22 protein-coding genes are annotated in these 24,515 nt (G+C 59.8%); 5 read left to right on the plus strand and 17 right to left on the minus strand.

What is annotated here, in order from left to right:
* Positions 1-47: 47 nt before the first annotated feature.
* The 13 genes from BLQ41_RS09435 to dksA form a co-directional block, all read right to left on the minus strand.
* On the minus strand, positions 48-920 hold the full coding sequence (locus BLQ41_RS09435; protein ID WP_090179875.1) for an oxygenase MpaB family protein: 873 nt from the start codon (positions 918-920) through the stop codon (positions 48-50).
* 50 nt (positions 921-970) lie between these two features.
* Positions 971-2,908, minus strand: a complete 1,938-nt coding sequence (gene acs, locus BLQ41_RS09440; protein WP_090179878.1) for an acetate--CoA ligase — start codon at positions 2,906-2,908, stop codon at positions 971-973.
* Positions 2,909-3,054: 146 nt separating this feature from the next.
* Positions 3,055-4,719, minus strand: coding sequence for a glucose-6-phosphate isomerase (gene pgi, locus BLQ41_RS09445; protein ID WP_090179881.1), 1,665 nt, complete (start codon positions 4,717-4,719; stop codon positions 3,055-3,057).
* A gap of 227 nt (positions 4,720-4,946) precedes the next feature.
* A complete protein-coding gene (gene panD, locus BLQ41_RS09450) occupies positions 4,947-5,327 on the minus strand; it encodes an aspartate 1-decarboxylase (RefSeq protein ID WP_003228271.1) in 381 nt (126 codons plus the stop codon).
* Between the two features lie 128 nt (positions 5,328-5,455).
* A complete protein-coding gene (gene panC / locus BLQ41_RS09455; RefSeq protein ID WP_090179884.1) occupies positions 5,456-6,316 on the minus strand; it encodes a pantoate--beta-alanine ligase in 861 nt (286 codons plus the stop codon).
* Positions 6,313-7,113 (minus strand): 3-methyl-2-oxobutanoate hydroxymethyltransferase, encoded by an 801-nt coding sequence (panB, locus tag BLQ41_RS09460; protein ID WP_090179887.1) that lies wholly within the window; start codon positions 7,111-7,113, stop codon positions 6,313-6,315. The genes panC and panB overlap by 4 nt, the downstream gene beginning before the upstream one ends.
* 371 nt (positions 7,114-7,484) lie before the next feature.
* On the minus strand, positions 7,485-7,970 hold the full coding sequence (gene folK / locus BLQ41_RS09465) for a 2-amino-4-hydroxy-6-hydroxymethyldihydropteridine diphosphokinase (protein WP_090179889.1): 486 nt from the start codon (positions 7,968-7,970) through the stop codon (positions 7,485-7,487).
* Between the two features lie 3 nt (positions 7,971-7,973).
* The gene (locus tag BLQ41_RS09470) at positions 7,974-9,374 is read right to left on the minus strand and encodes a polynucleotide adenylyltransferase PcnB (protein WP_090179892.1); all 1,401 of its coding nucleotides are present in this window, start codon (positions 9,372-9,374) and stop codon (positions 7,974-7,976) included.
* Positions 9,375-10,085: 711 nt separating this feature from the next.
* Positions 10,086-11,522 (minus strand): sigma-54-dependent transcriptional regulator, encoded by a 1,437-nt coding sequence (locus BLQ41_RS09475; protein ID WP_090179895.1) that lies wholly within the window; start codon positions 11,520-11,522, stop codon positions 10,086-10,088.
* A gap of 22 nt (positions 11,523-11,544) precedes the next feature.
* Complete coding sequence (locus BLQ41_RS09480) at positions 11,545-14,499, minus strand: sensor histidine kinase (protein ID WP_167360475.1); 2,955 nt, start codon at positions 14,497-14,499, stop codon at positions 11,545-11,547.
* Positions 14,483-14,659 carry a hypothetical protein gene (locus BLQ41_RS09485; RefSeq protein WP_003176118.1) on the minus strand — a complete coding sequence of 59 codons (177 nt, stop codon included), beginning with the start codon at positions 14,657-14,659 and terminating at the stop codon, positions 14,483-14,485. Before BLQ41_RS09485 ends, BLQ41_RS09480 begins: the two co-directional genes overlap by 17 nt.
* A 77-nt stretch (positions 14,660-14,736) precedes the next feature.
* The gene (gene gluQRS / locus BLQ41_RS09490) at positions 14,737-15,633 is read right to left on the minus strand and encodes a tRNA glutamyl-Q(34) synthetase GluQRS (protein WP_090179902.1); all 897 of its coding nucleotides are present in this window, start codon (positions 15,631-15,633) and stop codon (positions 14,737-14,739) included.
* A gap of 92 nt (positions 15,634-15,725) precedes the next feature.
* A complete protein-coding gene (gene dksA / locus BLQ41_RS09495) occupies positions 15,726-16,166 on the minus strand; it encodes an RNA polymerase-binding protein DksA (RefSeq protein ID WP_090179905.1) in 441 nt (146 codons plus the stop codon).
* Between the two features lie 333 nt (positions 16,167-16,499).
* Here dksA and BLQ41_RS09500 point away from each other — a divergent pair, with 333 nt between their 5' ends.
* Positions 16,500-17,672 carry a pyridoxal phosphate-dependent aminotransferase gene (locus BLQ41_RS09500; RefSeq protein ID WP_090179908.1) on the plus strand — a complete coding sequence of 391 codons (1,173 nt, stop codon included), beginning with the start codon at positions 16,500-16,502 and terminating at the stop codon, positions 17,670-17,672.
* A complete protein-coding gene (sfsA, locus tag BLQ41_RS09505) occupies positions 17,672-18,385 on the plus strand; it encodes a DNA/RNA nuclease SfsA (protein WP_090179910.1) in 714 nt (237 codons plus the stop codon). Before BLQ41_RS09500 ends, sfsA begins: the two co-directional genes overlap by 1 nt.
* Here the strand turns inward: sfsA and BLQ41_RS09510 are convergent.
* Positions 18,382-18,699, minus strand: a complete 318-nt coding sequence (locus tag BLQ41_RS09510) for a Rieske (2Fe-2S) protein (protein WP_090179913.1) — start codon at positions 18,697-18,699, stop codon at positions 18,382-18,384. The two genes, sfsA and BLQ41_RS09510, sit on opposite strands and share 4 nt — an antisense overlap.
* Before the next feature lie 305 nt (positions 18,700-19,004).
* Here BLQ41_RS09510 and BLQ41_RS09515 point away from each other — a divergent pair, with 305 nt between their 5' ends.
* From BLQ41_RS09515 to BLQ41_RS09525, 3 genes are read left to right on the plus strand one after another with little or no spacing between them, the layout of a single operon-like run.
* Complete coding sequence (locus BLQ41_RS09515; protein WP_197678941.1) at positions 19,005-19,988, plus strand: FecCD family ABC transporter permease; 984 nt, start codon at positions 19,005-19,007, stop codon at positions 19,986-19,988.
* The gene (locus BLQ41_RS09520; RefSeq protein WP_090179918.1) at positions 19,988-20,755 is read left to right on the plus strand and encodes a heme ABC transporter ATP-binding protein; all 768 of its coding nucleotides are present in this window, start codon (positions 19,988-19,990) and stop codon (positions 20,753-20,755) included. Before BLQ41_RS09515 ends, BLQ41_RS09520 begins: the two co-directional genes overlap by 1 nt.
* Before the next feature lie 21 nt (positions 20,756-20,776).
* Positions 20,777-21,628 carry a ChaN family lipoprotein gene (locus tag BLQ41_RS09525; protein WP_090179921.1) on the plus strand — a complete coding sequence of 284 codons (852 nt, stop codon included), beginning with the start codon at positions 20,777-20,779 and terminating at the stop codon, positions 21,626-21,628.
* A gap of 261 nt (positions 21,629-21,889) precedes the next feature.
* Here the strand turns inward: BLQ41_RS09525 and BLQ41_RS09530 are convergent, their stop codons facing one another.
* The 3 genes from BLQ41_RS09530 to BLQ41_RS09540 form a co-directional block, all read right to left on the minus strand.
* The gene (locus tag BLQ41_RS09530) at positions 21,890-22,162 is read right to left on the minus strand and encodes a TfoX/Sxy family protein (protein ID WP_007971093.1); all 273 of its coding nucleotides are present in this window, start codon (positions 22,160-22,162) and stop codon (positions 21,890-21,892) included.
* Between the two features lie 243 nt (positions 22,163-22,405).
* The gene (locus BLQ41_RS09535) at positions 22,406-22,750 is read right to left on the minus strand and encodes a pentapeptide repeat-containing protein (protein ID WP_090179924.1); all 345 of its coding nucleotides are present in this window, start codon (positions 22,748-22,750) and stop codon (positions 22,406-22,408) included.
* Between the two features lie 90 nt (positions 22,751-22,840).
* Entirely contained in the window at positions 22,841-24,397 is a 1,557-nt protein-coding gene (locus tag BLQ41_RS09540) for a bifunctional aminoglycoside phosphotransferase/ATP-binding protein (protein WP_090179926.1), read from the minus strand.
* Positions 24,398-24,515 lie beyond the last annotated feature (118 nt).

Here is a 24,515-nt window from a genome sequence, read left to right on the forward strand (position 1 = left end):
AAACCTCAAACCTCAAACCGCAAGCTTGAAGCTTGAAGCTTGAAGCTTTAGCTGAGTAACCCCATGCGTCGTTTGGCCCGCTGCACCGAACCATTTCGCATCGCCCAACGCAGCATCGGCGCACTGCGCTTGACGCTGGCGCGGATCAGTTGGCGTTGCAGCGGGTTCTGGCGCACGTCGAGCATGTCACTGGCCCAGTCTGGCAACAGGTCGATCCCGGCCTGCATCATCAAGCCGCCGAACGGTTTGGCCAAGCGGCTGGGGGCGGGCGCGTTCAGCAGCAGTCGCAACACCTCGCGACTGCGCTGGTCGCACAGCAGTTGCGGGCGGATTCGTTCAAGGTAATCCGCGATTTCCTTGCGGTTGCGCGGCACATCGCGGGCGCCGAGGCGTTCGGCAATCATCGCGATTTCGCCGTAGTAACGATCTTGATCAAGCGGGGACAGGTGCGGATTGCGATACCGCAGATGCGCGGCCAGGAAGTTGCTGACCTCGGCCACGTGCACCCAAGTCAGCAGGTCGGGATCGCTGGCGGCGTAGGGCCGGCCATCCGGCGCGGTGCCGACCACTTGCAGGTGAATGGTGCGGACTTTCTCGATCAACCAGTCGGCATCCTTGCGCGAGCCGAAGGTCGTTCCAGAGATGAACTGACTGGTGCGGCGCAGGCGGCCGATCATGTCTTCGCGAAAATTCGAATGATCCCAGACCCCGGCCAATGCCAAGGGATGCAAGGCCTGGAGCATCAACGCGCTGATGCCGCCGATCAGCATGCTGCTGAAATCGCCATGGACTTGCCAGCTCACCGAATCGGGACCGAACAGGCCGGGATCACCCTTTGGATTTTCCAGGTCGAGTTTGCCCAGGGACAGACCGGTCAGGCTCATGAGCTGGGTTTCGATGCGGCTGCGGATAAATTCCATGGCGACTCAGTTGTAGAAAGAAAACGCGGCCATTGCTGGCCGCGTGAGGCTTATTGGTTCAGACGCTTATCGATCAGGCCTTGCACCACACTTGGATCAGCCAGTGTCGAGGTGTCACCGAGGCTGTCGAGTTCGTTGCAGGCGATCTTGCGCAGGATGCGCCGCATGATCTTGCCTGAGCGGGTTTTCGGCAAGGCCGGCGCCCACTGGATCAAGTCCGGCTTGGCGAAGCTGCCGATTTCCTTGCTGACGTGGGCCAGCAGTTCTTTCTTCAGTTCGTCAGTGGGTTCGGTACCGTTCATGGGGGTGACGAAGGCGTAGATGCCCTGGCCCTTGATGTCATGGGGGTAACCAACCACGGCGGCTTCGGCGATGCTGTCGTGCAGGACCAGCGCGCTTTCCACTTCTGCCGTGCCAATACGGTGCCCGGAAACGTTGATCACGTCGTCGATGCGTCCGGTGATCCAGTAATCCCCGTCCTCGTCGCGCCGCGCGCCGTCACCTGTGAAGTAATAGCCGGGATAGGGCTTGAAGTAGGTGTCGACCATCCGTTGTGGATCGCCGTAGACACTGCGGATCTGTGCCGGCCAACTGGACTTGATCGCCAACACGCCGCTGCCGGCGCCTTTGATTTCCTTGCCCGTCTCATCCAGCAGCACCGGTTGCACGCCGAACATCGGTTGTGTGGCGCACCCGGGTTTGATCCGTTGTGCGCTAACCAGCGGGCTGAGCATGATGCCGCCGGTTTCGGTCTGCCACCAGGTGTCGACGATCGGGCAACGTTGTTCGCCGACGGCATTGAAGTACCAATCCCACGCTTCCGGGTTGATTGGCTCACCGACGCTGCCGAGTAATCTCAGGCTCGCGCGCGACGTTTCCTTCAAGGGTTCCGGGCCTTCACGCATCAGCGAGCGCAGCGCAGTCGGGGCGGTGTAGAAAATGTTGACGTGATGTTTATCGATGACCTGCCAGAAGCGCGAACTGCTCGGGTAGCTCGGCACCCCTTCGAAGATCAGCGTGGTCGCGCCGTTGGCCAGCGGGCCATAGACGATGTAGCTGTGGCCGGTGACCCAGCCGACGTCGGCGGTGCACCAGAAGACTTCACCGTCGCGGTAGTCGAGCACGTACTTGAAGGTCATTGCCGCTTGCAGCAGATAGCCGCCGGTGGTGTGCAGCACGCCTTTGGGTTTGCCGGTGCTGCCGGAGGTGTAGAGGATGAACAGCGGGTCTTCGGCGTCCATCGGTTCCGGCGGGCAATCGTCGCTGACTTCGCGCAACGCCTGGTGATACCAGAGGTCGCGGCCCTCGACCCAGTCCACCTCGCCTTGGGTGCGCTCGACGACAATGACCGTGCTGACGTTCGGGCAGCTTTTCAGTGCCTCGTCGACTTTCTGTTTGAGCGGCACGAATTTACCGCCGCGCACGCCTTCATCGGCGGTGATCACGGTACAGCAATCGGCATCGAGAATGCGGTCGCGTACAGAATCAGAAGAGAAGCCACCGAATATTACCGAATGCACCGCGCCAATCCGCGAACAGGCGAGCATGGCGTAGGCGGCTTCGGGAATCATCGGCATGTAGATGCACACGCGGTCGCCCTTTTTCACGCCACGGCTTTTAAGCACGTTGGCCAGGCGGCAGACGTTGTGATGGAGTTTTTTGTAGGTGATCTGCGCCGATTCAGCAGGGTCGTCGCCTTCCCAGAGAATGGCGGTCTGGTCGCCGCGTTTTTCCAGATGGCGGTCGATGCAGTTGTAACTGACATTCAACTTGCCGCCGGCAAACCAGCTGGCCTCACCGGTTTTCAGGTTGTAGCGCTGGACGGTGTCCCAGGGTTTGCTCCAGTCGAGAAACCGGGTGGCTTGTTCTGCCCAGAACTCAGTGGGGTGTTCGATGGATTGGCGATAGAGGCGCTTATAGTCGTCTTGACTCAAGTGAGCAGCCCGGCGGACGGCATCGGCTTTGGGGAACGTGCTGATATCGAACATGACGGTTCCTTATTCTCGTTTTGCGACAAGATCTAAAGATGCGCCGAGTAGCGGAAGGGTTCAAGCCGAACGCCTTGCGAATGGGTAACCCAAAACAACTGTGGGAGCGAACTCGCTCCCACAGTGAATAGCAGTGTGGCTTCAGATCAACCGCGGTGACGACCGCGGAAGTAATTGATCAGGCCTTGGGTGGATGCATCGTCAGCCGGGGTTTCTTCGCTGCCGACCAGGCGGTTGTAGACGCCTTTGCCCAGTTCCTTGCCCAGCTCCACGCCCCACTGGTCGAAGGCGTTGATGCCCCAGACCACGCTTTGCACGAAGACTTTGTGTTCGTACATCGCCACCAGTGCGCCAAGACGACGCGGACTGATGCGCTCGACCACCAGGGTGTTGCTCGGACGGTTGCCCGGGATCACCTTGTGCGGCGCGAGTTTATGCACTTCTTCTTCGCTCATGCCTTTGTCGCGCAGCTCGGTTTCAGCTTCGGCAAGGGTCTTGCCGAGCATCAATGCCTGGCTTTGCGACAGGCAGTTGGCGTACAGCCACTGGTGGTGATCGGACACCGGATTGAAGCTGACGATCGGCACGATGAAGTCGGCCGGGATCAGTTGGGTGCCCTGGTGCAACAACTGGTGGTAAGCGTGTTGACCGTTGCAACCCACGCCGCCCCAGATGACCGGGCCGGTGTCGGTGGACACTGGCGTGCCGTCCTGACGCACGCTCTTGCCGTTGGATTCCATGTCCAACTGCTGCAAGTGCTTGGTGATGTTACGCAGGTAGTGGTCGTACGGCAGGATCGCGTGGCTTTGCGCGCCCCAGAAGTTGCCGTACCAGACGCCGAGCAACGCCAGCAGGACCGGCATGTTCTGTTCGAATGGCGCGCTCTGGAAATGCTGGTCCATGGTGTAGGCACCGGACAGCAGTTCCTTGAAGTTCGACATGCCGATGGCCAGGGCGATCGGCAAACCGATGGCCGACCACAGCGAATAACGACCGCCGACCCAGTCCCACATCGGGAAGATGTTTTCTTCGCGGATGCCGAAAGCTACGGCGGCAGCGTTGTTACTCGACACGGCGATGAAGTGGCGATACAGCTCGGCTTCCGAACCACCCTGGGCCAGGTACCAAGCGCGTGCGGCCTGGGCATTTTTCAGGGTTTCGAGGGTGTTGAAGGATTTCGACGAGACGATGAACAGCGTGGTCTCGGCGCGGAGCTTCATGGTCAGTTCGTGGAATTCACTGCCGTCGATGTTCGCCAGGTAATGGCAACGCACGCCTTTCTGGGCGTAGGACAACAGCGCTTCGGACACCAGTTCAGGGCCGAGGAACGAGCCACCGATGCCGATGTTCACCACGTCAGTGATCGGCTTCTCGGTGTAACCGCGCCACAGACCATCGTGGATACGGCCCACAAGATCAGTGATCTGGTTGAGTACTTTGTGCACTTCGGGCATCACGTTGACGCCGTTCACCGACAACTTGTCGCCAACCGGGCGGCGCAGAGCGGTGTGCAGGGCCGGGCGACCTTCGGATGAGTTGACGATTTCGCCGTCGAACAGCGACTTGATCGCGCCCTTGAGGTCGACTTCGTTGGCCAGGCCCACCAGCAGATTGCGGGTCTGGGCGTTGATCAGGTTCTTGGAGTAATCGAGAAACAGGCCGCAGCTGCTGAGGGTGAATTGAGTAAAGCGCTGCGGGTCGGCATTAAAGGCTTCGCGCATGCTGAAATCCTGCATGGCTTGGCGGTGGTTTTTCAACGCTTGCCAGGCGGGCAGAGCGGTCACGTCATGAGGAGTGCGGTAGTACGCCATCGCTGCGGGTTTCCTTTTTACTTGAACGGCTTTTTGAACACGAAAAATCCCGGAGCGCTGCGGGCGGTCCGGTCAACTGCGTCGAGACGATTTCATGGCGCAGGGCGAATACAGTAAACCCCGCGCAGTGATCTGTCTTGCCTTTGTCTGACCCGTTTTCGGTACTTTTTTAACACCGAAGTCATGCACGAGCCGACAAACGGGCAAGAGAGAGGGCGTCGGTTCGATCAGGCGACCTGAACCGGGATGGCGTTGCTGGTGTGACTCAGTTCGTTGCCCGGCGCCATGTAGAGCATCCGCGGCTTGAAGTTGAGCAGTTCGGCTTCGCTGTAATGAGCGTATGCGCAGATGATCACTCGATCGCCGACCTTGGCCTTGTGCGCGGCAGCACCGTTGACGGAAATCATCCGCGAGCCTTCTTCGCCACGAATCGCGTAGGTGGTGAAGCGTTCACCGTTGTCGACGTTATAAATCTGGATCTGTTCGTATTCACGGATACCGGACAAGTCCAGCCACTCGCCGTCGATGGCGCAGGAGCCTTCGTAATCGAGTACAGCGTGGGTGACTTCGGCGCGATGCAGCTTGGCTTTGAGCATGATGGCGTGCATGAGTGTTTCCCCAGGTCGGAATCGAACGGCGGGCAGTTTGCCCGAAGGCTTGAGGGGCGGCAATACAGTGTGTGGCCACTGCTTAACCCTTGTGGGAGCAAGCTCGCTCCCACAAGGTTTGGTGGTGTTTATGCGGGCGCGTCGAGGTTCAGGTGCAGGTTGTCGATCAACCGCGTGGTCCCCAGGAACGCTGCGACCAGAATCACCAGGTCCCGATCCTGCGCCGTGGCCGGACGCAGGGTCAGGGCATGGCGAATTTCCAGGTAGTCCGTACGCAATCCCGCCGCTTCAAGCTGCTTGATCTGCGCGTCGATCAGCGCCGGGTAGTCGCGCTCACCCTGTTTGATCGACTCTGCGATCTGGCACAAACCGCGATACACCACGGGGGCCACGGCCCGTTGCTCCTCGCTGAGGAAACCATTGCGCGACGACAGCGCCAGGCCATCGGCCGCACGCACGGTCGGTTCGCCAATGATCTGGATCGGCATGTTCAAGTCGTGCACCAGCGCGCGAATGACCGCCAGTTGCTGGAAGTCTTTCTGGCCGAAAATCGCCAGATCGGGCTGGACCATGTTGAACAGCTTGCTGACCACCGTCGCCACACCTTCGAAATGCCCGGGACGGCTGGCGCCACACAGGCCTTCGGAGAGTTGCGGCACGCTGACGCGGGTCTGGCCGGTCATGCCATCCGGGTACATTTCTTCAACGGATGGGGCGAACAGCAAATGGCAACCGGCCTGGAGCAGTTTTTCCTGGTCGGCGGCAAGGGTCCGCGGGTATTTATCGAGGTCTTCGCCGGCGCCGAATTGCAGCGGATTGACGAAAATGCTCGCGACCACGAAATCCGCCCGTTGGGAGGCTTTGGTGATGAGCGCGACATGGCCGCTGTGCAGGTTGCCCATGGTTGGCACGAAGCCGATGCGCTTGCCTTCATTGCGGGCCCGAGCCACGGCGGCCCGCAGTTCGCGTACGGTTTTGACGGTGTTCATGCAGAGAATCCGTGTTCGATCCCAGGGAAAGTCGCTTCTTTGACTTCAGTGACGTAGGCGCCCAGTGCCGCGTGGATACTGGCTTGGCCATTCATGAAGTTCTTGACGAATTTTGGCACGCGACCGGTGATGGACAGGCCCAGCATGTCGTGCAGCACCAATACCTGGCCGTCGGTGCCACTGCCGGCGCCGATGCCAATCACCGGGATCTTTACGGCCTGGGTGATTTCTTCAGCCAATTCGCTCGGCACGCATTCGAGCAGCAGCATGGCCGCGCCAGCCTGCTCCAGGGAAATCGCATCGGCGCGCATCTGCCGCGCCTGGTTCTCGTTGCGCCCCTGGACTTTGTAGCCGCCCAGAATGTTCACCGATTGGGGTGTCAGGCCCATATGCGCGCAAACCGGAATGCCGCGTTCGGCGAGCAGGCGGATCGAATCGGCGAGCCACAATGCCCCTTCAACTTTGATCATGTGCGCACCGGCCTGCATCAACAGCGCGCTGTTGGTCATGGCTTGTTCGGTGGTGGCGTAGGCCATGAAGGGCAGGTCGGCGAGAATCAGCGCATCAGTGTTGCCGCGTTTGACGGCCGCCACGTGGTAAGCCATTTCAGCGGTGGTCACGGGCAGGGTGCTGTCATGACCTTGCAAAACCATGCCGAGGGAGTCGCCCACCAGCAGCACTTCGACGCCAGCCTCATTACAGGCGTGGGCGAAGGTTGCGTCATAGCAGGTCAGCATGGTGATTTTCTCACCTTTTTGCTTGAGACCTTGCAGCGTGGTCAGGGTGATGGCTGGCATGAAAAGTTCCTCATTCAGGCGCTGTGGAAACTACTGCGAGTAACGCGCGTGATTCTTCGTTAAATACAGGCGCACGGTCTGTTGTCGTGCTTTTAAGGCCTGGATTGCGCCCTTTAACGCCGTGTTGGCGGCAGCGGGACGCCTATAGTCGTGAGGAGAACTCGGGAAGTCAATTGGATGTGTTACCGCGTTGTTACGAGGCGGGTGTTACCGCTGTAACTGATGCGTTTCAGCAACTTTGCCGTCGATCTTCAGGCCTGATACTGAACCCTGTGGGAGCGGGCTTGCCCGCGATGGCGGACTATCAGCCAGCATTGATGTTGGATGTAAGATCCCAATCGCGGGCAAGCCCGCTCCCACAGGGGTGTGTTTCAATTTTGGGAGAGGCGTTCCAGGCCGACGAACGGGCAGGCAGCGAGCAAATCGCTCAGCATGCGACCATCGGCCAGACGCAAATCCGCAGGCGCAAGCTCGGCCAGCGGATACAGAACGAACGCTCGTTCCTGCAGATGGTAGTGCGGCACCTTGAGACGCGGTTCATCGATCAGCCGATCGCCAAACAGTACGATGTCGAGATCCAGCGTGCGTGGTCCCCAGCGTTCAAGGCGTTCACGGCCCTGTTCGTTCTCGATGGCTTGCAGTGCATCGAGCAGGTCCAGCGGCGCGAGTGTGCTGTGCAGCGCCGCAACCGCGTTGGTGTAACGCGGTTGGCCGGGCAGTAGCGAGTCGCTTTGATAAAACGCGGACACCCCGACCAGTTCGGTCTGTGGCAACTGGGCGAGCGCATTGACGGCGCTGCGCAACTGTTCAGCAGGGTCAGCCAGATTGCTGCCCATGCCGATGTAGATGCGTTCCATGGATTACTCGCCCGTGGCGCTCGGTGCGCCGGCTGTGCGTTTGCGCTTGGCGCCACCGCTGCGACGACGTTTGCGTGGAGCGCCGGTGCCTTCATCCTTGCCGCTGAGGTCGCGGATCATGTCGCGACGTTCGCTGTCGTTGGCGTCCTGATAATCCGTCCACCATTCGCCCAGGCCATCGGTCTGCTCGCCAGCGCTTTCGCGCAGCAACAGGAAGTCGTAGCCAGCACGGAACCGCGGGTTGTCCAGCAGCAGGTCGGCACGTTTGCCGCTGCGCCGTGGCAGGCGCTCCTGCATGTCCCAGATCTCGCGGATTGGCATGGTGAAGCGTTTTGGAATCGCGATCCGCTGGCACTGTTCAGCAATCAGCTCGTGCGCCGCTTCCTGCATCGCCGGAATTGGCGGCATGCCGCGTTCTTGCAGGCGCAGTACGCGCGCCGGCAGGGCAGGCCACAGCAGGGCCGCAAACAGGAACGCCGGGGTGACCGGTTTGTTCTGCTTGATCCGCAGGTCCGTGTTGATCAGCGCTTCGCTGATCAGGGTATGGGTATAGGTCGGGTTGTATTCGAGCGCTTCGGCACTGGCCGGGAACAGCGGATCGAACAGTTGCAAGTCGACGAGCATCTCGAAGGTGTCTGCGGCATGGCCGGAGAGGAACAGCTTGAGTACTTCTTCGAACAGGCGGGCCGAGGGGATTTCGCGCAGCATCGGCGCCAGGTCGCGAATCGGCAGGGCGCTGTGTTTTTCGATACCGAAATTCAGCTTGGCGGCGAAGCGCACGGCCCGCAGCATGCGTACCGGGTCTTCCTGATAGCGCTGCTTGGGGTCGCCGATCAGGCGGATCAGGTGATTGCGGATGTCGTGTACGCCGTTGGCGTAGTCGAGAATGCGCTCACTGACCGGATCGTAATACAGGGCGTTGATGGTGAAGTCGCGGCGTTGCGCGTCTTCTTCCAGCGTGCCGTAGACGTTATCGCGCAAGATGCGCCCGCTTTCGTTACGGGAAGACTGGTTGCTGTCTTCTTCCTCGTCATTTTGCGGGTGATTGGCGCGGAAGGTCGCGACTTCAATAATTTCGCGGCCAAAGTGAATGTGCACGAGTTTGAAACGGCGACCGATGATCCGCGCGTTGCGGAATTCGGCACGCACCTGTTCAGGCGTGGCGCTGGTGGCGACGTCAAAATCTTTAGGCGTGATGCCGAGCAGCATGTCACGCACACAGCCACCGACCAGGTAGGCTTGGTAACCGGCGTTCTGCAGGCGTTCGACGATATTCACCGCATAACGGCTGAATTGGGCCTTTTGCAGCGAGTGTTGGCCGCTGTTGAGGACTTCAGGCGTGGTGCGAATGTGTTGCGTATGACGCTTGGGAGAACGGAATGACTGGAACAACTTCTTCAGCATGGGATGCACTGTTTGAAGGAATGTTCGGCCATAACGAAGAATGACCGCATGATGGGCGGGGATTCTAGCATTTAGTCGGGGGATGGTGTAGGAAGCTGCGCAAGCGTGTGCAGGGGATGTCGCGTACCAGGCCAAATGCCAGAAACTACAAGGGGAGCCGAAGCTCCCCAAGAAGTAGTTGCATGCTCTATTTTTATTATTGGTTTCGGGCTTTTTGTTTTTGTTAAGTGCCCTCGTCATGAAGTTTTTCCTTTCATGACCCTCCCAATCGGGAGCCAAGAGCAAACGGATTGCTTTGGTCGCTGTGCTGCAGTGATCTTACGATCCAACCAGTTCAGGCACTGTCTTAGGACAGTTTTTTATTATTCTCGGCCTGGTCGTGGGGCAAGCCCCAAATACAACGCCTCTCCAAAAGAATCAGTTAGCTGCGCCTCTCGCCGTCTTGTTTTTATTGTGCGTGAGTCGATTCGTCTTATTTTTATTGTCTTGTGCATTGCTTGTTATTGTTCTTGTACCAAACATATAGCAGGGTGCGTGCCAACTTTTGCGAGGGCCAGTAAAACAAGGGGTTAGGCCGGCTGGCGGGGTTTTTCAAGGCCCAAAAAAACCGGGGCTTCGTTACCGTAAGCCCCGGCTTCTGTTACGCGGTCCAGGTGGGGTAACAGTTTCTTCGCAAAGTCACGAGTTACCCGCACATCAGACAGCTGTGGTTCAGCTCTCGCTGGCGACCCCTGTCTTGCGCCGCGGGATACCCAGGCGCTGACGACGTTCCCACAGACACTTGCGACTGACCCCGAGTTTGCGGGCCAGCTCGGTTTCGGTCATGTGGTCCTGATGCTCCAGGACGAAGTGCTGGAAGTAGTCTTCCAGTGACAGGTCTTCGGTCGGCTCATGGCTGTTGTTGCCGGCATTGTTGCCCTGCTGCGGCGCCAGGCCCATGAAGTCGTCGTCTTCCAGATCGCTCAGCTCGATGTCGATGCCCAGCAGCTCGGCGGAAATCTCCGGGCTCTCACACAGGATGACGGCGCGCTCGACCGCATTTTCCAGCTCGCGCACGTTACCCGGCCAGGTGTAATGACGAATCGCTTGTTCGGCATCCGTGGCAAACTTCAGATCGGTGCGGTTGACCCGCGCGCTCTGTCTGGCCAGGAAGGCGTTGGCGATTTCGTTGACGTCGGCACCGCGCTCGCGCAGGGCCGGTAGTTTCAGAGCGATCACGTGGAGGCGGTAGTACAAGTCCTCACGGAATTGGCCGATCTTCGCCAGGCTCTTGAGGTCCCGGTGAGTCGCCGCGATCAGGCGCACATCGACCTTCTGCGACTGGACCGAACCGACCCGGCGAATCTCGCCTTCCTGCAACACGCGCAACAGGCGGGCCTGGGCTTCCAGCGGCAATTCGCCGATTTCATCGAGGAACAAGGTGCCGCCATCCGCTGCTTCGACCAAACCGGCGCGCCCGGCGCTGGCGCCGGTGAACGCGCCTTTTTCGTGGCCGAACAGTTCGGACTCGATCAGGCTTTCCGGAATGGCTGCGCAGTTCACCGAAATCATCGGTGCCTTGGCGCGCTTGGACAGGTTGTGCAGTGCGCGCGCCACCAGTTCTTTACCGGTGCCGGATTCGCCCTGGATCAGGACGTTGGAATCGGTCGGCGCGACTTTGCGAATTTTGCTGTACAGGTCTTGCATCGGCGGGCATGAGCCGATGATGCCAATTTCGCCGTTGCTGTTATCGACACCCGGTTTCGCGGCGCCATTGGCGGTTTTGCCGGTGGCAGGTTCAGCGCTGGCTTGCACCGATTGGCGGTCGCGCAGGATCCGGGCGACGGCCTGGAGCATTTCGTCGTGATCGAAAGGCTTGGCGATGTAATCCACCGCGCCCATCTTCATCGAGTCGACGGCCGAACGCAGGCTGGCGTAGCTGGTCATGATCAGCACCGGAGTGCCCTGGCCAAGTTTGATCAACTCGGTGCCCGGGGCGCCAGGCAGGCGCAGGTCACTGACGATCAGGTCGAACGTGGGAATGGTGAAGCGTTCTTGTGCTTCCTGCACTGAACCGGCTTCGCTGACTTGGTACTGGTTACGTTCCAGCAGGCGGCGCAAGGCGGAGCGGATAATTGTTTCGTCTTCGACGATCAAAATGTGCGGCATTGATTCGATACTCTCGACGGTCTCAGTTCACAGCGGACGTCGCTTCGACATGACGCGGCAAGGTCACCCGGATACGGGTGCCGCGTTGGCTTTGAACATCAGCCGGGCTGTCGATGGTGATTTGTCCATAATGCTCTTCAACGATGGAATAGACCAGTGCAAGGCCCAGACCGGTGCCTTCGCCAGGATCCTTGGTGGTGAAGAAAGGTTCGAACAATCGGTCCATGATGTTCTTCGGAATACCGCTGCCTTCGTCTTCCACGATCAAGTCGACCGTGTGTTCGCCGGCTTCACTCTTGACCCGCACCGCACTGCCGGGAGGCGAGGCGTCACGGGCGTTTGAGAGCAGATTGATCAGGACCTGGGCAAGTCGCTGCGGGTCACCCTCGACCCAGTGATCCGGGTCGCAGAGGTTATAGAACTGCACTTCGAAATTGCGCCGGTTCAGGGCCAGCAAACCGATGGCATCTTGAGCCACTTCGGCCAGACAGACGGGCTCGTCGCTGTGCTGATGACTGCCTGCGTGGGCGAAGCTCATCAACGACTGGACGATGCGCGAGACACGTTTGGTCTGCTCGAGAATCTGCCCGCTGATTTCCTTCAGCTCGCTATCGTCTTCGCGTTCTTCGCGCAGGTTCTGCGCCAGGCACGCGATGCCGGTGATCGGGTTGCCGATTTCGTGCGCCACGCCGGCGGCGAGTCGACCGATGCTGGCCAGACGCTCGGAGTGCACCAGTTTGTCTTCGAGCATCTGGGTTTCGGTCAGGTCCTCTACCAGCAGCACCAGGCCACTGTTGCCCGGAGCGAGTGGTTCATCGATCGCCGCTTTGTGCAGGTTCAGCCAGCGTGTCTGGCCATCGAGTGCCAGGTGCTGTTTGTGCAAGTGCTCGTCCGGCAGATTAATGAAGCCTTGCAACAGCTCCTTCCACGGATCGGCGATGGTGCTCAGGCGCGAACCGACCACACGCTGTGCGGCAATTCCGGTCAGCTCCTCCATAGCTTTGTTCCACATGAGGATTTCCTGATCCTTGGCCAGCGAGCAGACGCCCATCGGCAATTCCTGCAAGGTCTGACGGTGATAGCGGCGCAGGGCGTCGAGTTCGGCGGCAAGTCCCGTCAAGCGCGAGTGGTAATCCTCGAGGCGGCTTTCGATGAAGTGAATGTCTTCGGTGACGTAGTTTTCGCCGCCGGCCTTATAAGGCAGGAAGGTTTCGACCATGTCTTGCGCCACACTCGGGCCCATCAGGCCGGAAAGGTTGGCTTCGATACGGTCACGCAAACGGCGTAAGGCGTACGGCCGACGCTCGTCGAACGGCAGATAAAGGTCGCGCAGCGCCTGTTCGACTTCTTTCTGTGCGGCTTTCGCGCCCAGTGGTTTGGCCAACTGTGTGGCGAATTCCTGGGGCGAAGCTGCATGCAGTTCACGGCGTTGCGGGCGACGTACGTTGTCCACGGCGCAGGCTTCGGCGGCACTGGCCTCTTCGGGACTGGCATTGGTGAACAGCGAGATCAGGGTGAACATCAGCACGTTGGCGGCCAGCGATGCGATCGCTGCCATGTGCCAACTGGTGTCGTCCAGCACGTAGATCATGTTCAGCAGCGGAATGTAGAAGCCTTGCAGGTTGCCGACCAGCGGCAACAGCATGGTCACCACCCACACCAGAATCCCCGCCAGCAATCCGGCAATGAAGCCGCGGCGGTTGGCGGTTGGCCAATAGAGGACAGACAGCACGCCTGGCAAGAACTGCAACGTCGCCACAAACGCAACGATGCCCAGGTTCGCCAGATCCTGTTCGGCGCCCAGCAGCAGGTAGAACCCGTAACCGGCCATGATGATCGCGACGATCAGCGCCCGGCGGGTCCACTTCAGCCAGCGATAGATATTGCCTTCCGCCGGCGGCTGATAGAGCGGCAGCACCAGGTGGTTCAGCGCCATCCCGGACAGCGCCAGGGTGGTGACGATGATCAAACCACTGGCCGCCGACAACCCGCCGACATAAGCCAATAGCGCCAGGGCTTTGCTATTGGCGGCGATGCCGATGCCCAGCGTGAAGTATTCGGGATTGGTGGTGGCGCCGAGTTTCAGGCCGGCCCATAGAATCAGCGGCACCGCCAGGCTCATCAACAGCAGGAACAGCGGCAAGCCCCAGCTCGCACTGACCAGCGAGCGCGGATTGAGGTTTTCAGTAAACGTCATGTGGTACATGTGCGGCATCACGATCGCCGAAGCGAAGAACACCAGCAACAGCGTGCGCCACGGACCTTCTTGCAATGGTGTGTGCAATGCAGCGAGGGCGGTCTGGTTTTGCAGCAGCCACAACTCCAGCTGTTGCGGGCCATCGAACACGCCATAAAGGGCATACAGACCGACACCACCAATGGCGATCAGCTTGATCACCGACTCGAAAGCGATCGCGAACACCAGGCCTTCATGCTTCTCGCGCGTCGCAATGTGGCGGGAGCCGAAGAAAATCGTAAACAGCGTAATCAGTGCGCAAAAGCTCAGGGCCACGCGATGCTGCACCGGTTCGCGAGTCAGGATGCCGATAGAGTCGGCCACGGCCTGAATCTGCAATGCCAGCAATGGCAGCACGCCGATCAGCATGAAGATTGTGGTCAGCGCCCCGGCCCACGTGCTGCGAAAGCGGAACGCGAACAGGTCGGCCAGCGATGACAGTTGATAGGTGCGGGTGATTTTCAGAATCGGGTACAGCAACACTGGCGCCAGCAAAAACGCGCCGGAGACACCCAGGTAGCTGGAGAGAAAGCCGTAGCCGTACTGATAGGCCAGGCCCACCGTGCCATAAAATGCCCAGGCACTGGCGTAAACGCCCAGCGACAAGGTGTACGTCAGCGGGTGGCGAATGATCGCCCGGGGGATCATGCCCCGTTCGCTGATCCAGGCTACGCCGAACAGCACCGCCAGGTACGCGGCGCTGATCAGGATCATCTGGGTCAGGCTAAAGCTCATCGGCATCTTTTTGGCTCTGCAGGATGAAGGTCACGACGATCAGAATCAGCCAGAGCAGATAGGGGCGATACCAGGCGCCAGTGGCGTCGATCCACCAATCCATGATGGCCGGGGAGAACAGATAAATCCCCACTACCAGGAGCAGGACCAAGCGATAGATGTACATCCCGGCCTCTCTTTTTTAGGCGCGTGCCCGAAAACGTGCGGCGATGGTAACGGATGGGTGCGCCACTGCAAGCGGGATCACTGCAATTGCGCCTCGGGCAGCGCCAGTGTGCGCGGGATTGACCGCGCATCCCAGTGGGCGATGCCCCAATTCAGCACGTCCCGTGGCGTGGCATATTCCAGTTCGGCACCCGGGGACTGGCCCAGCGCTCGCAGTGCACGCAGTAGCAGCGGCGTGGCCTGATCTTCGGTCAATGGCGGCGAGCGGTAGGACTTGCCGAGTTTGTTGCCGTCGGGTTGGGTGATCAACGGGATATGCAGGTAACGCAGTTGCGGCAGGCCGAGCAGTTCTTGCAGGTAAAGCTGGCGCGGGGTCGAGTCGAGCAAATCGGCGCCCCGCACGATGTCGGTAATGCCTTGCCAGGCATCGTCGAGCACCACCGCCAGTTGATAGGCGTAGAGGCCGTCGCGGCGACGGATCACGAAATCGCCGACGTCCCGGCCCAGGTGCTGGCGGAATTCGCCTTGCACCCGATCAATGAAGTGGTATTCCAATTCAGGCACGCGCAAGCGAATCGCTGCGTCTTCGGTGCCATGCCCGGCATTGCGACAAAAACCCGGATAAATGCCGTGATACGGCTCCAATTGTTTGCGCGAGCATGTGCAGGCGTACGCCAGGCCCTGATTGAACAGGCGATTGAGGACTTCGGCGTAGGCATCGTGGCGGTCGCTCTGGCGGACCATCTCGCCATCCCACTCGAACCCGTAGCTTTCCAAGGCTTTCAGGATAGCGGCCTGAGCACCGGGTTCTTCCCGTGGCGGATCGAGGTCTTCCATGCGCATCAGCCAGCGTCCCCCGACCGAGCGAGCGTCGAGGTACGAAGCCAGCGCTGCGACCAGCGAACCGAAATGCAGATGTCCACTGGGCGTAGGGGCGAAGCGGCCGATGTAAGAGGAGGCGGTGATGGTGGTCATAGGGGCGATGTTACTTTGTGGGGAGCTGCGCTAGCGAATTACAGAAACAAAAACGGAGCGTTCGCACGCTCCGTTTTTCGTTCAAGTCGATGTTACTTGCCGACTTGCTTTTCCTTGATTTCCGCCAGGGTCTTGCAGTCAACGCACATGTCGGCGGTAGGGCGGGCTTCCAGTCGCTTGACGCCGATCTCGACGCCGCAGGACTCGCACCAGCCATATTCTTCGTCTTCGATCAACTGAAGCGTCTTGTCGATCTTCTTGATCAGCTTGCGCTCACGGTCGCGGGCGCGCAGCTCAAGGCTGAACTCTTCTTCCTGGCTGGCACGGTCTGCCGGGTCCGGGAAGTTGGCCGCTTCGTCTTTCATGTGATCAACCGTGCGGTCGACTTCCTGCATCAAGTCCTGTTTCCACTTGTTCAGGATCTTGGTGAAGTGAGCGCGCATGGGCTTGCCCATATACTCCTCGCCCTTCACTTCTTTGTAGGGTTCGAAGCCGCTGATCGACTGATTTTGTTGCTTTGCTTGGGTGGACATGAAATAGACCGCCTCTACTCTTGTAATCCATTGCGCAGGATTGCTCCATCACCGACACCTGCCGGCCCTGCGGCTGCAAGCGGGCGAACTTACCAGATCAAATCGGGGCGCGCTACTCCCGGATGTCGAGGTAGTGGCCCAAGGGGCTTGCAAATGATTGCAAAGCCTTGTCTGGCGGCGTTGGAGGCCTGATCAATTATTGATTTTAGTCAAACCTGGGGCACACGCTTGAGTCGTTTACGGCCAGGGGTATAAGCGCTCAGACCGCTTTAGGTTCTCGCTCGTTCCTGCGCTTGGGTAGAATCGATTCTTTTCCCCGTTGAAGGAAGGCTAATGGCTCAGTCCTACAGTGCCCGCAGTCGCGCAATCGAACCTTTCCATGTCATGGCGCTGCTGGCGCGGGCCAATGAACTGCAAGCTGCTGGTCGCGATGTCATCCACCTGGAAATCGGCGAGCCGGACTTCACCACCGCCGAGCCGATCATCCAGGCCGGCCAGGCCGCGTTGACGGCGGGCAAGACTCGTTATACCGCTGCGCGTGGCATCCCCGAGTTGCGTGAAGCCATTTCGGGCTTCTATCAGCAACGTTACGGGCTGAACATCGATCCGCAGCGAATCCTCATTACCCCAGGCGGTTCCGGCGCGTTGCTGCTGGCCAGCGCTTTGCTGGTGGATCCGGGCAAACACTGGCTGCTGGCGGACCCGGGTTACCCCTGCAACCGGCACTTCCTGCGATTGGTCGAAGGCGCTGCGCAACTGGTGCCGGTCGGACCGGACGTGCGCTATCAGTTGACGCCGGACCTGGTGGCCCGCCACTGGGACCAGGACAGCGTTGGCGCCCTGGTGGCATCGCCAGCGAACCCGACGGGGACAATCCTGACCCGCGATGAGTTGGCGCGATTGTCGACGGCGATCAAGGAGCGTCACGGCCATCTGGTGGTGGACGAGATCTACCACGGCCTGACTTACGGCACCGATGCTGCCAGTGTGCTGGAAGTCGATGACAGCGCCTTCGTTCTCAATAGTTTTTCTAAATATTTCGGCATGACCGGATGGCGCCTGGGTTGGCTGGTTGCGCCTGAAGCGGCGGTCGGCGAACTGGAAAAACTGGCGCAGAATCTCTACATCAGTGCCCCGAGCATGGCCCAGCACGCGGCGCTGGCCTGCTTTGAACCGGCGACCATCAGCATTCTGGAAGAGCGTCGCGCCGAGTTCGGTCGTCGCCGGGATTTCCTGCTGCCCGCCCTGCGAGAACTGGGTTTTGGTATCGCCGTGGAACCGGAAGGCGCGTTCTACTTGTACGCCGATATCAGCAAGTTCGGCGGCGATGCCTTCGCGTTTTGCCGGCATTTCCTCGAAACCGAGTACGTGGCATTTACCCCGGGCCTGGATTTCGGGCGTTATCAAGCCGGGCATCATGTTCGATTTGCCTACACCCAAAGCTTGCCACGCCTGCAGGAAGCGGTTGAACGGATCGCGCGCGGCTTGAAGAGCTGGCAAGGCTGATGCGTTTTCATCCTCCCCTTGAAGAAGGTCGCCTGATTCGTCGTTACAAGCGTTTTCTCGCCGATATCGAAACCATTGACGGCGAGTTGTTGACCATTCATTGCCCCAACACTGGCTCGATGCTCAATTGTCAGGTCGAAGGCGGGCAGGTCTGGTTCAGTCGTTCCAATGACCCGAAACGCAAACTGCCCGGTACCTGGGAAGTCGGTGAAACCCCGCAAGGTCGGCTGTTTTGTGTGAACACCGGGCGCGCCAACGGTTTGATCGAAGAGGCGTTGCGCGCGGGCGTCATTACGGAGCTGAACGGTTTTACCGGGCTCAAGCGCGAAGTGGCCTACGGACAGGAAAGCAGTCGCATCGATTTTCGTCTCGATTACCCGAGCGGGCCGGCGTACGTGGAAGTCAAAAGTGTCACGTTGGGCTTCGACGGTTCATTGGTGGCGGCGTTTCCCGATGCGGTTACCCAGCGTGGGGCGAAACATTTGCGTGAACTTGCGTATCTGGCTCGGGACGGGATTCGTGCGGTGCAGTTGTATTGTGTGAATCTGACGGGGATCGACGCCGTGCGTCCGGCAGAGGAGATCGACTCTGCCTACGCGGCGGCATTGCGTGAGGCGGTGGCCTGCGGTGTCGAGGTGCTGGCTTACGGCGTTCGGTTGAGCCACGAAGAGATGGTGGTCGATCGGCGGCTGGACGTATTGCTCGGCGATTAAAGGCTGATCCAGATCCCTTGCGCGTCTTCGCGGCAGACAATGGAGGTCAGGGATTGTCCGGCGCAGGGGCCGGCGACGCATTCGCCGTCTTCGATCAGAAACAGTGCGCCGTGGGTCGCGCACTGGATCAGGCTGTTGCTGGGATCGAGAAACTGGTCGGCTTTCCATTCCAGGCCGACGCCCCGGTGTGGACAGCGATTGATGTAGACATACACTTGGCCGCCCCGGCGCACGGCAAACAGCTTTTGGCTGCCGATGTCGAAACCGCGACTGCTGTTGTCGGGCAATTGGGCGCCGGTACAAAGAAACTTCATGTCTATCCTCAAATCGCCAGCCCGTGAGCGCAAATGTCCGGGCTTGATGTTCAACTGCATTCAGTTATCAAAATAGCGCTTCGCCCCTCGGGTGCGGGCGCCGGATGTCGAGGATACTTGGCCTGTCATCCCGGTGCCTTGGAAAACTTTAAAAGGAAGCTGTCTATGCACCTGAACCCGGTCCTGTCTTCGACCCCCACGGCCAACGCCGGGAGCGTCCTTGAACTCGATCCGACGTGTGCGGCTGCCCAATGACCCTTCTGGTTAAACCTCGTGCCTTGTTCGTCGGTTTGAGCCTGCTGTGTTTGCTGGCGATCTGGTTGTCGTTGGCGCTAGGCCCTGTGAGCCTGCCGTTGTTCGACACCTTGCGCGTTGCGTTGCGCATGCTCGGTCTGCCGATTGCGCCTGACGGTCTGGAACAGGCCGAACTGATTCTTGGGCAAATTCGCCTGCCACGGACCTTGCTGGGGCTGGCGGTGGGTGGCGTGTTGGCACTGTCCGGCGTGGCGATGCAGGGATTGTTTCGAAACCCTCTGGCTGATCCGGGGTTGGTGGGGGTGTCCAGTGGTGCGGCATTGGGCGCCGCCATCGCGATTGTCGGTGGTTCGATGTTCGGCGGTCTGCCGGAGTCCTTTGGTCCTTATGTGTTGTCGGTGTGTGCGTTTCTCGGCGGGTTGGGTGTGACGGCGCTGGTGTATCGACTGGGTCGGCGCAATGGCCAGACAAATGTCGCAACCATGCTGTTGGCCGGTATCGCGTTGACCGCCCTGGCCGGCTCGGCAGTTGGACTGTTTACCTATCTGGCCGACGACGCGACCTTGCGTACGCTGACGTTCTGGAATCTGGGAAGCCTCAACGGCGCCAGCTATTCGCGGCTTTGGCCACTGCTGTTGGTGACTATCGGGGTTGCGGTTTGGCTGCCACGGCGAGCCAAGGCATTAAATGCGTTACTGCTGGGCGAGTCGGAGGCGGGTCACCTGGGCATCGACGTCGAAGGGCTCAAGCGCGAGTTGGTGTTCTGCACCGCGCTGGGCGTCGGCGCGGCGGTGGCGGCTGCGGGCATGATCGGGTTCGTCGGTCTGGTGGTTCCGCATCTGGTGCGATTGCTGGCAGGTCCTGATCATCGGGTGTTGTTGCCTGCCTCAGTGCTGGCGGGTGCCAGTCTTCTCCTGTTTGCCGATCTGCTCGCACGGCTTGCGCTGGCGCCGGCGGAACTGCCGATCGGGATTGTCACGGCTTTTATCGGTGCGCCGTTCTTTCTGTATTTACTGCTGCGGGGGCGCGCCTGATGTTGCGAACGCAGAGTCTGCAAATCCGTCGGGGCGGCAAAATCGTTCTGACTGACATTACGCTTGAGCTCAAGCCGGGCGAAGTCCTTGGCGTGCTCGGGCCCAACGGTGCCGGCAAAAGCACCTTGCTCGGTGCCTTGTGTGGCGAGTTGAAGGCCGACCTCGGCAGCGTCTGGCTCGATGAGCGGGAGTTGAGTCACTGGGACGGGGCGCAGCGTGCCCGGCGATTGGCCGTGTTGCCGCAGGTGTCGACCCTTGAATTTGCCTTTCGTGTCGAAGAAGTGGTCGGTATGGGGCGTTTGCCTCATCAAAGCGGGCGGGTCCGGGATGAGGAAATCGTCGCCGCCGCCCTGCACGCTGCCGATGCGGCGCACCTGAATGGTCGCAGTTATCTGGCGTTGTCCGGCGGCGAGCGTCAGCGGGTGCATCTGGCTCGGGTGCTGGCGCAGTTGTGGCCAGGTGAAGCCGGGCAGACGCTGCTGCTCGACGAGCCGACCTCGATGCTCGACCCGCTGCATCAACACACCACATTGCTAGCGGTGCGTGAGTTTGCCGATCGCGGCGCAGCGGTGCTGGTGATCCTGCATGATCTGAACCTGGCGGCGCGTTATTGTGATCGCTTGTTGCTGCTCGAAGGCGGCCGGCCGGTGGCGCTCGATACGCCGCAGCAGGTGTTGCGACCCGAACCGCTCAAGGCCGTGTTCGGTCTGGACGTCTTGGTGCAGCAACACCCGGAGCGCGGGCATCCACTGATCATCGCCCGCTGAACATTTCATCGAGGTGAGCACATGCGTGTGATTTTGCTACTGGCGCTGCTGGCCTTGAGTGGGTGTCAGCATCTCCCGAACCCGCCACCGGTCGTCGGTGAGATTCGCGACCTGAACAGCGGCCAGATCCTGACTGCCCAAGAACTTGTTGTACGGCTGGCCGGGCCTTCGCGGCTGATCGTCGGCGAGCAGCATGACAATCGTGATCACCATCAACTGCAATTGTGGTTATTGCAGGCCTTGGGCGAGCGACGTCCGCAAGGCAGTCTGCTACTGGAAATGCTCACGCCGGATCAACAGTTGCGCGTCGATGATGTGCGCCACGCCTCGACGTTGCCGGCGGATCTGCCCGGAGCGTTAGCCTGGCAGCCGGGATGGGACTGGAGTCTGTATGGGCCGATCGTGCGTTTTGCGCTGACTCAGCCCTACCCACTGTTGGCGGCGAATCTGGACAATCTCGACGTCCGCGCCGTCTATGCCAACCCACCGGTTCTCAACGGTGCGCGCTCCAATGCAGCTGTGGTCAAAACTGAGTTGCTGGCACAGATCAGCGATTCCCACTGCGGCCTGCTGCCCGCCCCGCAAATGCCCGCAATGCTGGCGGTCCAGCAACAACGTGACCGGCGAATGGCCGAGCGCTTGCTCGCGGCTGCGACGCCTTCAATGCTGTTGGCCGGCGCCTATCACGCGCGCAAGGATGTCGGCGTGCCGATTCATGTGCTGGATCTGGGAGAGGCGCAAATGCCGACCGTTTTGTTGCTGGCAGAGCAGGGCGCCGAGGTGACATCGGCCATGGCTGATTACGTGTGGTACACGCCCGCGACCCCAGCCCAGGATTACTGTGCACAAATGCGTAAGCAGTTCAGCCAGTAATCCAACGACTTTTCTACAGGCAAAAAAAGACCCGGCAAGCGCCGGGTCAAATAACCGTGATTAGCCTGATGAGGAGATATCTGAGAGTCCGAACCAAGGGCTTTTCAAATATCGACCAGTCTCGCGACCAGTTGTGATAATCATAGCGATTCTCATTACCATGTCAATCGCTGTTTTTTGATTTCTATCAGACCGTCGTTTTTCTCGCTGCAAAGCTCTGTATTTGACGAAGGGCTTCCCCCTCGGCAGAAATTAACCGGCTCAATTCTTGTGACGTGACGAGATGGCTTCCAGTTGTTTGTTCAAGGCTTCTTTGCGTTCGGCTGGAATGTCGTTCCAGTGCACGTCCATCAATGCGCCTTCGATCGCATACAACAACACCTTGGACGCTCGAAATCCGCGCGTGCGCACGGCTCGATAAGCATCCACTGCCCCCAGGCGACGCAAGTCCGATGCACTGTGGATGCCCACGGCATGCAGCCACTGCGCCGACGTCTTGCCAAGATTCTTCAGGTGTTGCAGTTCATCATTCATCAAGCCTCCTTGCGACGGCCGAACGGTGCGTGGGCGAGCTTCTCAGGAGTGTAGCCATCAGTAGGAAAAGCGTGATTGTTTGGTCGGTTTCGACGCAAAAGCTTCTAAGAGAAAGGCGCGATGCGTTGGAGGAAAGTCTGCGATTGCAGTAGGAGGAAGGGCGCGGGAGTTGTCTATTACGGCAAAATACACAGCGTCCAGCGCAAAGCGGGGGCGCTGGACTTCCGGGCGGGAACGTCGTTTTTAGCGGGTACGGTAACGCAGGCGTGTGCCGAAATTCATCGACATCAGGATCTCGTCAGCACTCAGTTCTGGCGGGAAGTAGGCCCCGGAGATCTGTGCGTGGGCCAGGCTGGCGCCTTCCAGGCAAGCGTTGCGAAAGTCGATGCCGCGCAGATCGGCGGAGCGGAAATAGGCATCGGTAAAATCTATGCCATCGGCGTTCAGCTCGCGCAGGTCCAGACCACGGAAGTCGCCGCCGACCATGTCGACAGAAGTGTGGCTGGCACGTTCGGCATTGAAGCCGGTGATGTCGTCTTTGTGCAGAAGGGCATAAAGCGGGGTGTCGAGAAGTTTTGGCTGGCTCATGTCGCATCACCTGATGGTTTTATGACGCCAGTATAGTGCCACTATTTGACGGCCGTGAAGCCGGCAAAGGCTTCACGACCGAAATAGTTTTTACAGGCCCGGCATGCGCTGACGGATTTGTGCAACGACGGTATCGAGGGTCCCGCTTTCGTTGGTCTGGATGCGTTTGCTGCACAGAATCTCTGCTGGCGTCAGTGGCTCACGATTCGCTTGCTGAGCTTCGATGACGGCCAGGTTGGCGTCGGACGGATCCTTGTTGTCGGCCTGACGCAACGCCAGCCAGCCCTCGATGACCGCTTGTGGTGCATTGCAGTCGAGGATCAGGAACGGAGCACCGGTAGCCTCGGCAATTTTTGCCGCGCCATCACGCTGGTCGCGCTTGAGGTACGTTGCATCGATAACGACCGGGAAGCCGGCACGCAGGATGACAGCGGCAATCTCATGCAGGCGGTTGTAAGTAGCGACGCTGGCGTCGGCACTATAAATGCCGGCCTGTGGATCGTTCGGTACGGTTTGCTCGCCGAACAGACGTTTGCGCTCGACATCCGAACGCAGGCGAATGGCACCCAGTGCTTCTACCAGTCGCATGGCCACGCGGCTTTTGCCGACGGCCGACACACCGTGAGTAATGGCCAGGAAGCGCGAAGGAATGGTGCTGTAGCTTTCTGCCAGGTTGGCGTAGTTGCGGTACTGGCGCAGGGTGGTGGCGCGCTGTACTGGATCGGCCTCGGCCGGCATGCTGAACAGGCTGACCTTGGCGCGAACCAGAGCACGATAGGCTTTATAGAAGTTCAGCAGCTCAAGGCCCTGATAGTCGCCGGTCAGTTCCAGGTACTGACTGATGAAACGACGCGCCAGGCTCTTGAGACCACGGTCTTCCAGGTCCATTGCCAGGAAACCGGTGTCGGCATAAACATCGGTGAAGCGGAACGGTTCGTTGAACTCGATGCAGTCGAAGATCACGACCTTGCCATCGATCACGGTGGCATTACCCAAATGGATGTCGCCATGGCATTCGCGGATGAAACCGCCGGCCTTGCGCTGAGCGAACAGCGGCTTGAGGCGTTCGAAGCTGCTTTCGGCCCAGGCTTGCAGCGCGTCAAGTTGCAGCAGGTCTGCCTTGTCGCTGAGGAACGGGCGGATCTGTTCGAAGTTCTGGCGCACCGGGGCCATTACGCTGTCCGGGGTGCCGGCTTCGTGTTCGGCCGGGACTTTCGGTGCGTTGAGGTGGAACTGGGCAATCTGCTCGGCCATCTCGTCGATGTGCGCGGTGGTCAATTCGCCGTTGGCTTGCAGGGTGCTGAGCAACTGGCTTTGTGGGAACTGGCGCATTTTCAGCGCGTAATCGACAACCGGACCCTCACCGCCCAGTTGCGGTGCTTCGGCGCTGCCGGTGATCGGCAACACTTCCAGGTACAAATCGTTGGTCAGGCGCTGGTTAAGGCGCAACTCTTCACCGCAGAAATGCTTGCGAGCATCGAGGCTGGTGAAGTCGAGGAAGCCGAAATTCACTGGCTTCTTCACTTTATAAGCAAAGGGGCCTGTCAGAATGACCCAGGAGATATGGGTCTCGATGACCTGGAACCCGTCTACCGGATGCGGGTAGAGGGCCGGGTTTTGCAGGGCGGCGATCAGGGACTGGCTCACAGGCGATCCTTCAGAGTCTGGGAAAAATTCACGGCCGCCATTATGGCCGCAAGTCCGCCTGACGCAAACCTCGGCGGCCTCCTGTTGAGTATGAATAAAGTGCGTATAATCCGCCGCC

This window comes from Pseudomonas arsenicoxydans, from assembly GCF_900103875.1.
Lineage (GTDB): Bacteria > Pseudomonadota > Gammaproteobacteria > Pseudomonadales > Pseudomonadaceae > Aquipseudomonas > Aquipseudomonas arsenicoxydans.